We start from the raw sequence: 12,795 nt of genomic DNA on the forward strand, positions 1-12,795 counted from the left end.
CCCTTTAGGTCACGGCGATATTCGGGTGAGGCCGGCCTGCGAAAGGCGGCTTCCTGCGCTTCCGGTGCTCACGTACTTCAAGTGCGCTCCGCTCCGGTTCTCGGAACCCACCATTCTCGACTCGGCCTGCCCCGAATCTCGGCGTGCACGGCGACCTGACTGCCAAGACTTTCTGTCCGCCGTGAACGCAAGACCGGCGCGCATTCGCCTGTCAACCTTTCCTTAACCCTGCCGGATTGAGGGCCCGAAATTTCCGGGCGGCGCCTTTTTGCGGTCGTTGACATTCGAACAAAATTAGAACAAATTACGAACATACTAACAACTGGAGAGAGTTATGTCGGACCTTGTTCAGGATGTTGTGTCGCTCGTTTGCATGAGCACGTTTCTGATTTCCATGGCGATCTGGATTGGCGCCATGTGAGGACCATGCCTTGCGGCCGGCTGTCGCAAGCGCTTCGACGTTAAGCTTTTCTTGTCCGCCAAGACGCTAGGTTGCACCGAAGACAGGGAGCAATACCGGTGTCGCCGATCGCGATGGCCATCCTCCTGGCCGGCAATCTCGGACTGATTTTTCTGCTGATGACCGTGCCGCTGGGTTTGCGTACGGTCACGGTCTCCCGGCTGGTGGCGGCGGACCGCCATCGGCTCTGGCAGGCGCTATGGCCGTTCGGCAGCGATGCCGGCTGGTCGGGCGAGATCGTTTCGACGCAGGCACTGGATGGGGAGGGCATGGCCCGGATCACCCTGTCCTGGGAGGGGCGCGATGGCCAGCCGATCGAACGCAGGGTCGCGCTTGAAAATGTCGTCGAGCCCAGCCGGTTCTCCATGCGCGTCCTCGACGATTCTTCGCTCGATGCCTCGTTCTGGGCAAACTATCGCGAAACCATCGAGCTCGCGGCCGAAGGCGGCGAGACCCGGGTGAGTCTCAGCCAGACCGATCGCTATCGCGGCGTCGCGTTCCTGATCTTCCGCTATTTCGCCATGCGTCGCGAGCTCGGCAAGCTGCAGCGCTGGGCGAGGACCGGAGAGTATCGCAAGGGCGGCTGGTTCGAGCATCCGCTGAGCCAGGTCGGATTCGCCGTGCTTTCGGCCTTCATCCTGTGGCCGTTCTTCGGCCTCAGCCTTGGCGGCCTGGCGCTGGCCGCGATCCTGACCTCGGTGGTCGCCCTGCACGAGCTCGGCCATATGGCGGCATTCCGGCTGATGGGACATAGCAGGGCGCGCATGATCTTCATCCCGCTGCTCGGCGGTATCGCCATCGGCGGCAGGCCCTACGACAGCCGCTTCGAGGTGGCCTTCGTGGCGCTGATGGGCGCCGGCTTCTCGGCCTTCCTGGTGCCCGTGCTGATTGCCGCCAGCGGGCTTGCCAGAGGCGAGGGGCATGGCGCAGTCGCCGCGCTGCTGGCGACGCTGGCAGGCTTTTCCGCGCTCTTCAACATCGCCAATCTGGTGCCGGTGTGGAAGTTCGACGGCGGCCAGGTGCTGCGCCAGATCTGCCCCGGACCGATCGCGCTGGCACTGGCTTCGTTCCTGCTGCTGTCAGCCCTGCTGGCGCTCGGCTGGCTGGCCGGCTTTTCGCCGGGCTTCCTGCTTGCGTCCGGCGTCGTGTTCCTGATCCTCAGCCTGCTCACCATGGGCAGCGCGGTAAAGCCGCGCCATGAGTTGAAGCCGATTCGCACCTTTGACCGTTTCGCCATGGCCGGCGCGCTGCTCGCGGTCTTCGCCATCCACGGCTACGGGGTGCTATGGGCGTCGGCGCAACTGGTATGAGCCGAATCCGGCACAGGCTTCAGCCGGCCTTGCGGATCGCCTCGACGGCTGAAGCGGCGGCGGGGCCGAACACATGTTCGAAAGCGGATTTCAGCGCCAGGTCGAGGTCGGCCATGGTCACCGGCAGGCCGAGGTCGACCAGGCTGGTGACGCCATGGTCCTCGACGCCACAGGGCACGATGCCGGTGAAGTGACCGAGCTCCGGCTCGACATTGATGGCGATGCCGTGAAAGCTCACCCATCGCCGCAGCCGGATGCCTATTGCCGCGATCTTGTCCTCGGCCGGCGCGCCGTCGGCAAGCGCGGGGCGATCCGGCCGCACCACCCAGACGCCGACCCTGTCCTCGCGCCGCTCGCCGCGCACGTTGAAGGCGGCAAGCGTTGCGATGATCCACTCTTCGAGCGCGGCGACGAAAGCGCGCACATCCTCGCGTCGGCGCTTGAGGTCGAGCATGACATACGCGACCCGCTGGCCAGGACCGTGATAGGTGTATTCGCCGCCGCGGCCGGCCGAAAAGACCGGAAACCGGTCGGGCTCGATCAGGTCCTCGATGCGGGCGCTGGTGCCGGCCGTGTAGAGCGGCGGATGCTCGACCAGCCAGACCATCTCGCCGGCGGCACCGCTGCGGATCGCCTCGGCGCGCGCCTCCATGAAGGCGATCGCCTCGGGATAGGCGGTGAGGCCAGGCTCGATCACCCATTCGACAGGTGCTGAACCGGGCAGGGGCAGGAACGACGTGGCGATCTGGCTGCGTTCTGGCATGATAAATCTCTTGTGCCCTCTCATATGGCGGCAATGGCTGCAAACGTCCAGTTCCCCGGCATTTTCCGAAGCTGTGGGACGTTATGCCGGCAGCTCTGTCCGATGCATGTCGTTCCCCCAAAACCGCTACGCACTTTTGGGCGACATGCATTGGCGAATATTCCGCGCGGCGCACTTGTTTCGCCGGAAACGATTTGCTACAGGCCCCGAGCCGGTTCGTTCCGGCTCCTACCACGTGCGGTCGTGGCGGAATTGGTAGACGCGCAGCGTTGAGGTCGCTGTGGGGCAACCCGTGGAAGTTCGAGTCTTCTCGACCGCACCAATCTCTTCCCGAAAGTTCCTTTGAACAGCCTTTGGACTTAGGCTGGCGCGAGCGCTTGCGGCCGCCCGCGCGGGGCAAATCAGAAGCGATCGCCCGTAGGAATCAATGCCGCCGGTGATGCAGGCAGCTCGGCAAAGGCCGGTCCTACCCCGTCCACCTCAGCCCCGCCGAGATGCAGTTGATCGAGACGAGCAGGGCGTCGGTCGCCCGCTTTTGATCCGCTGCGCCGGTATTGGCGCGAACTTCACGCAGCAGATCGACCTGCAGCCGGTGGATGTCATCCATCTGTCGCCGCAGATTGTCGAAACGCCGCTTGAACATCGGAAAGCGCGCGGAGAGATCGCCTCCCGTGAGGTCGCCGATCAGGCGTCGCGTCAACTCATATTCAGCGGCGATGCGGGCGTGGATTCGTCCGGCCGCATCGCTGTCGGACACCAGGCCGGCGTAGAGCCGCGCGATCTCCATGTCGGACTGGTAAAGCGTCTTCTCGGCCTCGTCGACGATCAGGCGGAAGAAGCGCGAGTGCTCGAACATGCGGGCCAGAAGGTCGCGCCCGGCCTCGCCGCGCACGGTGACGAAGGAGCTCATCGCGCTGCCGATGCCATACCAGCCGGTCAACAGATGACGGTTCTGGCTCCAGGCGAACACCCATGGAATGGCGCGCAGGTCGGCGATGCCGCTGGCGCCAAAACGGCGGTCCGGCCGCGAACCCATTTTCAAGAGCGCCAGCTCCGCGACCGGGCTCGCCTGGTTGAAATAGTTGAGGAAGCCGGGCTCGGCCATCAGCCCGGCATAGGATGCCTGCGACATGCCTGCCAGCGCTTCCAGCGCTTCGTCGAACTCCGGCGCTTCCTTCAGCTCGACATCGCCGGGCGATCCTACACTGTGAGCCAGCACGCCAGCGGCGAGAATCTCGAGCTGGTTGAGGCCGGTGCCGCGATTGGCGAATTTCGACGAGACGACCTCGCCCTGCTCGGTCACCCGCATGGTTCCGGCGACGGTGCCTGCCGGCTGCGCCGCGATTGCCCGCCCGGTCGGCGCACCGCCACGGCTGACGGAGCCGCCGCGGCCGTGGAAGAAACTGATCCTGACCTTGTGCTTGCGCCCGATCGCCGCGAGGCGCTTTTGCGCTTTTGCCAGTTCCCAATTGGAGGCCAGGAAACCGCCGTCCTTGTTGGAGTCCGAATAGCCGAGCATGATTTCCTGGCGCGCGCCGAAATCTTGCACCGTGCGCCTCACCAGCGAAACGCCGAGCAGTCCGTTCAGGATGCCCGGGGCGGCCTGCAGATCGGCGATGGTCTCGAACAAGGGCACGATCCGCAGCCGGATTGTGCCGCCGCCACCGGGCGCGGTCGAAAGGCCGCAATATTGCGCCAGCAGATAGACAGCGAGCAGGTCGTCGGCCGAGCGGGTCATGCTGAGAACGAAAGCGCCGACCGCGTCGCCATCCGATCCGGAGATGTGCCTGGCGATGACCGAGAACGTCGAAAGTAGTTCGCCTGCTTCAGGCGAGAGCCGGTCTGCGTTGATCTTCAGCTGCTCGCCCTGGCTCAAGGCAGCACGAATGCGCGCCGACCATAGCGGCGTGCCGACTGCCACCGGGTCAGCGGGATTTGTCAGCGCAAACAGCTCGGCCAGCACGCGGTTGACGACCGTGGAGTTCTGCCTGACGTCGAGCGAAACCGTGCGGAAGCCGAAGCTTCCGACCTGCCAAAGCAGCGGCTGGACGAAACGCCTGGCTACCGCGCGTCCGCCGATCGCTTCGAGCACTGAAGACAGGGCGTTGAGATCGGTCCGAAACGCCTCCGCCGAGGGGTACGCTGGCGTCCCGCCATCCCGCGTGGCGATCAGCCGGGCAAGCAGGGCCGAGGCGAACTGGCGAAGTGGTTCGTCAGGGTTGCGGGCGGCGAGCTCGTGTCCCTGTCCGCTTTTATCGAGCGCCGTTTGCAGCACCGGCTCGAAGCTGGCCGGCAGGTCGATAACGTTCGAGCTGGCGCTGAGCACCGACACCAGCCGCTGCACCTGCGCCAGATACCAGCCTATGGCGGTATTGCGGTATTCGGCCATGGCATGGGCCGTGACCGCGGCCGTCACGTTGGGATTGCCATCGCGGTCGCCGCCGATCCACGAAGCATAGCGCATGAAGGAGGGAACTCTGATCGGCTCTTCCGGATAGTGACGCTCGAAGGCGCCTTGGAGCTTGCCATAGAGCTGCGGCGTCGCCTCGAAGATGACTTCGCGAAAGAAATGCAGGCCCCAGGCGATTTCGCGTTCGACCGTCGGGCGCTCCAGCCGCAGTTCACCCGTCATCCACAAAAGCTCGATTTCGCTTTCCAGATCGGCGACCAGCAGGTCGCGCTCGCGCGGCGCCCAGCGCGGCTGGTCGAGCTCGGTCAGCTTGCGATAGATACGGCGGTGGATCTCCAGCACCGTGACGCGCTTGGCCTCCGTCGGGTGCGCGGTCATGGTCGGGCCGACACAAAGCTCGCTGAGCGCCGTCTGGACTTCTTTCGCGGAGTGACCGTTCGCTGCCATCTGCGCGATCACGCTGGCAAAGGACCCGGGCACCTCATCGACACCGGCGCCTTGTTCGAGTTCGCGGCGCGCCCGCATGGCAAGCAACTCGTCGGCAATCGCCAGCAACTGGAACCATACGCCGCTCGCCTGGAGCGCCGGGATGCGCTGCTCGGGGGCGAGGGAGACAAGCGACCTGCGTCCGCTCAGAACGGCGGCGATCTCCGGCTCGCGCGCGCTTGCGACCTGAAGCAGCAGGCGCAACAAAAGGCTGCGCTCATCCTCACGAAACTTGATGCGTCTGCTCTGTTCCAAAGCGCTCTCCTGATCCCGTCCGCATCGGCTGCCGCTGTAGCCGCGCCCTGAATCGAGGGTGGCGCCGGCTGTCAGGCGACCCGGTCGGGAACCGGACGCCCCTCGAAGAAGGCGGTCAGGTTCTCCACCACCTTCATGCCCATCGCCACCCGCGTTTCCTCGGTCGCGCTGCCGAGATGCGGCAGCAGCACGACATTCTCCAACTGCTTCAGTGCCTCCGGAACGGCCGGCTCCTCGGCAAAGACGTCGAGGCCAGCGCCGGCGATCTCGCGCCTTTGCAGCGCGCCGATCAGGGCGTCCTGGTCGACGACGTCGCCGCGCGCGGTGTTGATCAGGAACGCGCTATCCTTCATCAACCGCAGGCTTCGGGCATCGATCAGATGGCGGTTTTCCGCGCCGCCCGGACAGTGCAGGGACACGAAATCGGATGCCGCGAGCACACCTTCCAGAGTCTGCATCTGCACCGCGCTCATGGCGCGCGTCTCCTCATCATCGACCGGCGAGCGATTGAAGAACACGATCTTCATGCCGAAGCCGAAATGCGCGCGCCTGGCCGTCGCCTTGCCGATGCGCCCCATGCCGACAATACCCAAGGTCTTGCCCGACACCTTCGCGCCGGCCATGTGGGTCGGTGACCAGCCGCGCCACTCTCCGGCCCGCAGCTGCCGTTCGCCTTCACCGGTCCGGCGCGCGACAGCCAACATCAGGCTAAGCGCGAGGTCGGCGGTGCAATCGGTCAGCACGCCAGGCGTGTTGGTCACCACGATGTCGCGGTCGCGGGCCGCCGCGACATCGATATGGCTGAAGCCGACGCCGAAATTGGCGATGATGCGGGTGCGGGCGTCGCCGTCGGGAAACACGGCGGAAGGCAAGCGGTCGCTGACCGTTGCCAGGATGGCGTCAAAATCCGCGAAGGCGGAAGTCATCGCGGCAGCACTCAGCGGCGTGTCGTCTGCGTTGAGGGTCGTGTCGAAGCGCTCGGCGAGGATCGCTTCGACGGCGGCCGGCCATTTGCGGGTGACAATCAAACGCGGTTTCATCGAATTTCCTGCCGATCGACGGGCCGCCGCGATGCTTGCGCCGGCCCGATACAGACTTTCACTTGCGTTATGTGGCCTTCAGCGGCCGTCACGCCGCCTTCTTGGTCCGCGCCAGCGTGTCGGCCACGACCTCGCCAAAGGAGGCGGGAGTCGGCACGATGACGACGCCGGCTTCCTTCAGGATCTCGACCTTTTCCTGCGCCGACTCGCCGAAGGCGGAGATGATCGCGCCGGCGTGGCCCATGCGGCGGCCCTTCGGCGCCGAAAGCCCGGCGATGTAGGCGATCAGCGGCTTGCGCATGTTGTCGCGCGCCCAGATCGCGGCTTCGGCTTCCTGCGGACCGCCGATCTCGCCGATCATGACCACGGCGTCGGTATCCTCGTCGCGTTCGAAGAGCTGCAGGATGTCCTTGAAGGACGAGCCGTTGATCGGGTCGCCGCCGATGCCGACGCTGGTCGACACGCCGATGCCGAGCGCCTTCATCTGCGAGGCCGCCTCGTAGCCCAGCGTGCCGGAGCGGCCGACGATGCCGACGCGGCCGGGGAGGTAGATGCTGCCGGGCATGATGCCCATCAGCGCCTGTCCGGGCGTGATGACGCCGGCGCAGTTCGGACCGACGAGGCGCATGCGGTCCTCGAAGCGATAACGGCGCATGTAGCGCTTGACCTGCATCATGTCCTGCGACGGGATGCCGTCGGTGATGCAGACGCAAAGCTTGATGCCGGCGTCCGCCGCTTCCATGATCGAATCGGCGGCGAAGGGCGGCGGCACGAAGACAATGCTGGCCTCGGCGCGGGTCTCGCGCACGGCGCCCTTGACGGTGTTGAAGATGGGCAGGCCGAGATGGGTCTGGCCGCCCTTGCCGGGGGTGACGCCGCCGACCAGCTTGGTGCCGTAGCGCTTCATGTCCTCGGCATGGAAGCTGCCGATCTTGCCGGTGAAGCCCTGGACGATGACGCGGGTGCTGCGATTGAGCAGGATTGCCATTTTTTCGACCTCCCTCAGGCTGCTTTTTTCTTCTTGGCGGCCGCGCGCCAGGCGGCGACGGCCTTTTCGGCGGCTTCGGCCAGCGTGTCGGCGACGATCACCGCCTCGCCCGAATCGGCCAGGATCTTGCGTCCTTCCTCGACCTTGGTGCCGGAGAGCCGCACCACCAGCGGCACGTCGACGCCGACTTCGCGGATCGCCTTGATGACGCCTTCGGCGACCCAGTCGCAGCGGTTGATGCCGGCGAAGATGTTGACCAGGATGGTCTCGACATTCTTGTCGCCGAGCACGGCGCGGAAGGATTTCGCCACCCGCTCCGGAGAGGCGCCGCCGCCGATGTCGAGGAAGTTGGCCGGCTCGCCGCCGGCGATCTTGATCATGTCCATCGTCGCCATGGCGAGGCCGGCGCCATTGATGATGCAGCCGATATTGCCCTCCAGGCCGACATAGGAAAGGCCGCGGTCACTGGCGAAGGTTTCGCGCGGGTCTTCCTGGCTCTTGTCGCGCAATTCGGAGATCTCCGGGCGGCGGAACAGGGCGTTCTCGTCGAACGACATCTTGGCGTCGAGCGCGACCAGGCTGCCGTCGCGGGTCACCACCAGCGGATTGATCTCCAGCATCGAGGCGTCGTAATCGCGGAACACCTGGTAGCAGCCGAGGATGGTTTCGGTAGCCTTGCCGATCAGATTGCTCTCGAGCCCGAGGCCGAAAGCGATCTCGCGCGCCTGGAAGCCCTGCATGCCGACGCCGGGATCGACCGTGGCGCGGATGATCGAATCCGGCTTCTTTTCGGAGATATCCTCGATCTCCATGCCGCCGGCGGCCGACGCCACGATCATGACGCGCTCTTCCTTACGGTCGAGCACGAAGCCGAGATAGAGCTCCTGGGCGATGTCGACCGCCTCCTCGAGATAGAGGCGCGAGATCAGCTTGCCGCGCGGGCCGGTCTGCTGGGTCACCAGCTTGCGGCCGAGCATGGCTTCGGCGGCGTTGGAGATTTCCTCGTCGTTGGCGCAGAGCTTGATGCCGCCGGCCTTGCCGCGCGCACCGGAGTGAACCTGCGCCTTCAGCACCCATCTCGAGCCGCCGATCTCGCGCGCCCGGTAGGTCGCCTGCTCGGGGCTGTAGGCGAGGCCGCCGCGCGGCACGTGCACGCCGTGGCGGGCGAGCAGTTCCTTGGCCTGATATTCGTGAATGTCCATTTTTTCCTCCGAAAACTCTTAGTGGGTCGCGGCCTGGCCAGCGCGCTCGATCGCCTCGCTGACCACCAGCACGTTGCGCGCCATGCGTTCCGACGCCGCGTCGATCATCTTGCCGTCGAGCGCAGCCGCGCCCTTGCCGAGCGCCTCCGCCTCCTTCAGCACCTCCAGGATGCGCCTGGCGCGGGTGACCTCTTTCTCCGGCGGCGAGAACACGTCGTTGGCGAGCGCGATCTGCGATGGATGGATCGCCCATTTGCCTTCGATGCCGAGTGCCGCGGCACGCCTTGCGGCCGCATTGTAGCCTTCGGGATCGGAGAAATCGCCGAACGGCCCGTCGATGGCGCGCAGGCCGTAGGCCCTGCAGGCGACAGTCATCCGCGACAAAGCGAAATGCCACTGGTCGCCGGGATAGTCGGGATTGAGGCCGCCGATGTTGACGGTGCGCGCCTTGTTGCTTGCGGCATAGTCGGCAACGCCGAAATGCATCGCTTCCAGCCGGCCCGGCGTGGCAGCGATCGCCTCGACATTGGCCATGCCGAGCGCTGTCTCGATCAGCGCCTCGAGGCCGACGCGAGTCTTGTAACCCTTGGCCATCTCAATCTGGTTGACCATGGCCTCGACCATATAGAGGTCGGCCGGCACGCCGACCTTCGGAACCAGGATGGTGTCCAGCCGATCGCCGGCCTGCTCCATGACGTCGACCACGTCGCGATACATGTAGTGCGTGTCGAGGCCGTTGATGCGCACCGAGACGGTCTTGCCCTTGGCGCGCCAATCGATGTCGTTGAGCGCCTCGATGATGTTCTTGCGGGCGCGCTCCTTGTCCGGCGGCGCGACCGCGTCCTCGATGTCGAGAAAGACGAAGTCGGCGGCGCTGTTCGCCGCCTTTTCGATCATCTCCGGGCTCGAACCCGGAACCGCCAGCTCGCTGCGCTGCAGCCGGAGCTTCTTCAGGTGGTTGATGGTGTGGCTCATGGTCGGTCCTCCTCAGGCGGCTTCGGCAACCGGCACGGCGGCCGAGGCGCGGAAGTGCTGGATGGCGGCGCCGACGCCGGAGCCCGGCGCCAGCTTGACGCCGCAGTCGAGCAGCGTCAGCTCGGCGGCCGACAGCGAGGCCAGCACCATCACCTCGTTCAGCCAGCCGAGATGGCCGATGCGGAACACTTTGCCGGCCACCTTGTTGAGGCCGCCGCCGAGCGATGTCTGGTAGGTCCCGTAGGCTCGCTTGACGACGTTGGCGCTGTCGATGCCTTCGGGCACCAGGATGGCGCTGACCGTATCGGAGTGCCATTGCGGAGTCTTGGCGCACAGCTTCAGGCCCCAGGCGTCGACGGCCTTGCGCACGCCTCCAGCGAGGCGATGGTGGCGAGCGAAGATGTTCTCCAGCCCTTCCGCGGCGATCAGGTCGAGCGAGGCGCGAAGGCCACGCAGCAGTTGTGTGGCCGGCGTATAGGGGAAGTAGCCCGTATCGTTGACGCGGATCATGTCCTCGAAGGAGAAGTAACAACGCCGGTGGGTCGCGACCCGCGACGCGGCAAGCGCCTTCTGGCTGACCGACAGGAAGCCGAGGCCGGCCGGCAGCATGAAGCCTTTCTGCGAGCCGCTGACGGCGCAGTCGACGCCCCATTCTTCCTGACGGAAGTCGATCGAGCCGATCGACGAGACGCCGTCGACGAAGAGCAGGGCAGGGTGGTTTGCGTCGTCGAGCACCGCGCGGCAGCCGGCGACATCGCTGGTGACGCCGGTCGCCGTCTCGTTCTGCGTGCAGAACACAGCCTTGATGCGGTGCGCCTTGTCGGCCTGCAGCCTCTCGGCATAGAGCTCGAGCGGGACGCCGGTTCCCCATTCGCAGTCGATGACGTCGACCTCGAAGCCGAGACGCTCGGCCATGTCGACCCACAGGTGCGAGAATTGGCCGAAGCGCGACATCAGCACCCGGTCACCGGGGCTGAGCACGTTGGTCATTGCCGATTCCCAGGCGCCGGTGCCGGACGACGGGTAGATGAAGACGCGGCCGGTCTCGTTCTTGAAGACCTTCTTGATGTCCTCGAACAGCGGCAAGGTCAGATCCGGGAACGAGGAGGCGCGCATGTCCTCCATCGGCAGGTTCATGGCCTGCCGGACCTGCTCCGGAATGTTGGTGGGTCCTGGAATGAAAAGATGGGTGAACCCAGCCATGCTCGAACTCCTCCGGTCGTTTGGGATGGTAGAGGAAGGGTCGTTTGGGTGGGCCTGAGCAACAACACTCTGGCGGGTAAGTTGTCACCGCGCGCGGGTAGGCCCAGCCTACCCGGTCGTCCTACCCGAAAGGCGATTTGGGCGCGCGGCGCTTCTCGCTCGAATAAAGCGCGACCGCCATGGCGCGGTTGCGGACGTCGAGCTTGTCGTAGAGATTCTTGAGGTGATACTTCACCGTATTCTCGGAAATCCCGGTTCGCGTTGCGATCTGCAGATTGGTCCATCCGTCAGAAAGCACCGCCAGGAGCTCACGCTCGCGCACGGTGAGCTGGGCCAACGGCGTGTCATTGACCTTGTTGATGTCGATGTAAGGGATGCAGATGCGGCCATGCGCCACCGCCAGGATGGTCTCGAAGATGATCGACGGATCATCGAACTGGAAGCAATAGCCCTGGGCGCCGAGCCGCACGCACTGCTTGAGGATGCCGATGTCATGGTCGTTGGAAAAGACGGTGATGCGCACGTCGAGCTTGCGGCTCTGGACTTCGGCCAGGATGTCGGCACCGTCCATGTCGGAGAGCTTCCAGCCGATGACGGCGACGTCGAATTCAGGTTCCGCAGCCAAGTCCAGGAATTGCTTGCCGCTCTGCACCGAAGCCACGAGTTCGAAGCGGCCGTCGCATTCCAGCATTTCACGGAGGGCCGAGACGACGAGCGGATTGCGTTCGGCGACGATCACGCGAACGCGTCGCTCCTCAATTGACCCGTTTCCTCTCTCCGGCTTCGTCGTCAAGGGTTTCCGGTTTTTCTCTTTGCGGCCGGGGCGAGCCCGATCGTGGTCCTGCATTCTGACAATTCTGCCGCAACCGCGCGGGCGTGCTCTTTCCCCAGCGACATGCGCTGTCGCGTCGCCTGAAGCCGGACCGGCATCCTCTTTTGGTGGAATCGGCTTTTTCGGTGGTTACCGGACGATGTCTCCTACCAATGGAATTGATCGGGCGGGAAAGAGCGTATTTCGTTTGATATTCCCGGGCGTTAGAGCGATAGGTTCGCAAATCGAATCGTGCTGCCGAACCATCATTCTTTCGCGCGTCGGATTTCCCAAATGCGGTTTCCCCTTTGGGTTCGATGCTCTAGACCTGAACTCTAGCTTTTCCGGAATCCTGACGGCGGGAGGCGCTGGTGGAAGCCCAGGACAATCAGACGACCGACGCCAGGCCGCATGAGGAGGCCCACGCCGACATCTATGGCGAGGACGGCGCCGTCCTGTCGTCCTTCCTGGCCCATGTCGGCGCGGCCATCGCCGACCGCGACACGCTGACCCTCAAGCGTGACGTCGGCGACCTGCACCAGTCGGAGCTTGGCGACCTGCTCGAGGCGCTGCATCCGGAGCAGCGCCGCGCGCTGGTCGAACTGCTCGGTTCCGACTTCGACTTCTCCGCGCTGACGGAGGTCGACGAGGCGATCCGTCTCGACATCGTCGACAATCTGCCGAACGAGCAAATCGCGCAGGCGGTGCAGGAGCTCGATTCCGACGACGCGGTCTACATTCTGGAGGACCTCGACCAGGAGGACCAGGACGAGATCCTGTCGCAACTGCCGTTCACCGAGCGCATCAGGCTCAGGCGCTCGCTCGACTATCCGGAGGAGTCGGCCGGTCGGCGCATGCAGACGGAATTCGTCGCCGTGCCGCCGTTCTGGAC

General features: G+C 65.0%; 9 protein-coding genes, 1 tRNA gene and 1 pseudogene. 3 read left to right on the plus strand and 8 right to left on the minus strand.

The annotated features are described in order from the left end of the window. Positions 1-519 precede the first annotated feature (519 nt). The gene (locus EN745_RS17105) at positions 520-1,770 is read left to right on the plus strand and encodes a site-2 protease family protein (RefSeq protein ID WP_127421833.1); all 1,251 of its coding nucleotides are present in this window, start codon (positions 520-522) and stop codon (positions 1,768-1,770) included. Between the two features lie 19 nt (positions 1,771-1,789). On the opposite strand, the gene lipB is transcribed toward EN745_RS17105, so the two are convergent. After that, positions 1,790-2,533, minus strand: coding sequence for a lipoyl(octanoyl) transferase LipB (gene lipB / locus EN745_RS17110; RefSeq protein WP_127421834.1), 744 nt, complete (start codon positions 2,531-2,533; stop codon positions 1,790-1,792). Between the two features lie 237 nt (positions 2,534-2,770). On the opposite strand from lipB, the gene EN745_RS17115 reads away from it, so the two are divergent. Further along, a tRNA-Leu gene (locus tag EN745_RS17115) sits at positions 2,771-2,855 on the plus strand. A 144-nt stretch (positions 2,856-2,999) separates the two neighbouring features. On the opposite strand, the gene EN745_RS17120 is transcribed toward EN745_RS17115, so the two are convergent. The 7 genes from EN745_RS17120 to EN745_RS17150 form a co-directional block, all read right to left on the minus strand. Beyond that, on the minus strand, positions 3,000-5,684 hold the full coding sequence (locus tag EN745_RS17120; RefSeq protein ID WP_127421835.1) for a phosphoenolpyruvate carboxylase: 2,685 nt from the start codon (positions 5,682-5,684) through the stop codon (positions 3,000-3,002). Positions 5,685-5,755: 71 nt separating this feature from the next. Beyond that, the gene (locus EN745_RS17125) at positions 5,756-6,724 is read right to left on the minus strand and encodes a D-glycerate dehydrogenase (RefSeq protein ID WP_126054041.1); all 969 of its coding nucleotides are present in this window, start codon (positions 6,722-6,724) and stop codon (positions 5,756-5,758) included. 88 nt (positions 6,725-6,812) lie between these two features. Then, positions 6,813-7,712, minus strand: a complete 900-nt coding sequence (gene sucD / locus EN745_RS17130) for a succinate--CoA ligase subunit alpha (protein ID WP_126054042.1) — start codon at positions 7,710-7,712, stop codon at positions 6,813-6,815. A gap of 14 nt (positions 7,713-7,726) precedes the next feature. Continuing rightward, the gene (locus EN745_RS17135) at positions 7,727-8,914 is read right to left on the minus strand and encodes a malate--CoA ligase subunit beta (protein ID WP_126054043.1); all 1,188 of its coding nucleotides are present in this window, start codon (positions 8,912-8,914) and stop codon (positions 7,727-7,729) included. A gap of 18 nt (positions 8,915-8,932) precedes the next feature. Continuing rightward, positions 8,933-9,889, minus strand: a complete 957-nt coding sequence (locus EN745_RS17140; protein ID WP_126054044.1) for a CoA ester lyase — start codon at positions 9,887-9,889, stop codon at positions 8,933-8,935. Positions 9,890-9,901: 12 nt separating this feature from the next. Further along, positions 9,902-11,092 carry an aminotransferase class V-fold PLP-dependent enzyme gene (locus tag EN745_RS17145; protein WP_126054045.1) on the minus strand — a complete coding sequence of 397 codons (1,191 nt, stop codon included), beginning with the start codon at positions 11,090-11,092 and terminating at the stop codon, positions 9,902-9,904. Positions 11,093-11,213: 121 nt separating this feature from the next. Further along, the gene (locus tag EN745_RS17150; RefSeq protein ID WP_245487753.1) at positions 11,214-11,885 is read right to left on the minus strand and encodes a response regulator transcription factor; all 672 of its coding nucleotides are present in this window, start codon (positions 11,883-11,885) and stop codon (positions 11,214-11,216) included. Positions 11,886-12,274: 389 nt separating this feature from the next. Between EN745_RS17150 and EN745_RS17155 the strand changes: the two are divergent. Beyond that, positions 12,275-12,795 (plus strand): annotated as a pseudogene (locus EN745_RS17155) (magnesium transporter); the annotation flags it as partial.

This window comes from Mesorhizobium sp. M4A.F.Ca.ET.022.05.2.1 (assembly GCF_003998845.1).
Lineage (GTDB): Bacteria > Pseudomonadota > Alphaproteobacteria > Rhizobiales > Rhizobiaceae > Mesorhizobium.

What these genes read in the sequence shown, in the direction of transcription:
- EN745_RS17140 (WP_126054044.1), bottom strand. Translation starts at nt 9,889, where the DNA reads ATGAGCCACACCATCAACCACCTGAAGAAGCTCCGGCTGCAGCGCAGC.
- EN745_RS17135 (WP_126054043.1), bottom strand. Translation starts at nt 8,914, where the DNA reads ATGGACATTCACGAATATCAGGCCAAGGAACTGCTCGCCCGCCACGGC.
- sucD (WP_126054042.1), bottom strand. Translation starts at nt 7,712, where the DNA reads ATGGCAATCCTGCTCAATCGCAGCACCCGCGTCATCGTCCAGGGCTTC.
- lipB (WP_127421834.1), bottom strand. Translation starts at nt 2,533, where the DNA reads ATGCCAGAACGCAGCCAGATCGCCACGTCGTTCCTGCCCCTGCCCGGT.
- EN745_RS17125 (WP_126054041.1), bottom strand. Translation starts at nt 6,724, where the DNA reads ATGAAACCGCGTTTGATTGTCACCCGCAAATGGCCGGCCGCCGTCGAA.
- EN745_RS17145 (WP_126054045.1), bottom strand. Translation starts at nt 11,092, where the DNA reads ATGGCTGGGTTCACCCATCTTTTCATTCCAGGACCCACCAACATTCCG.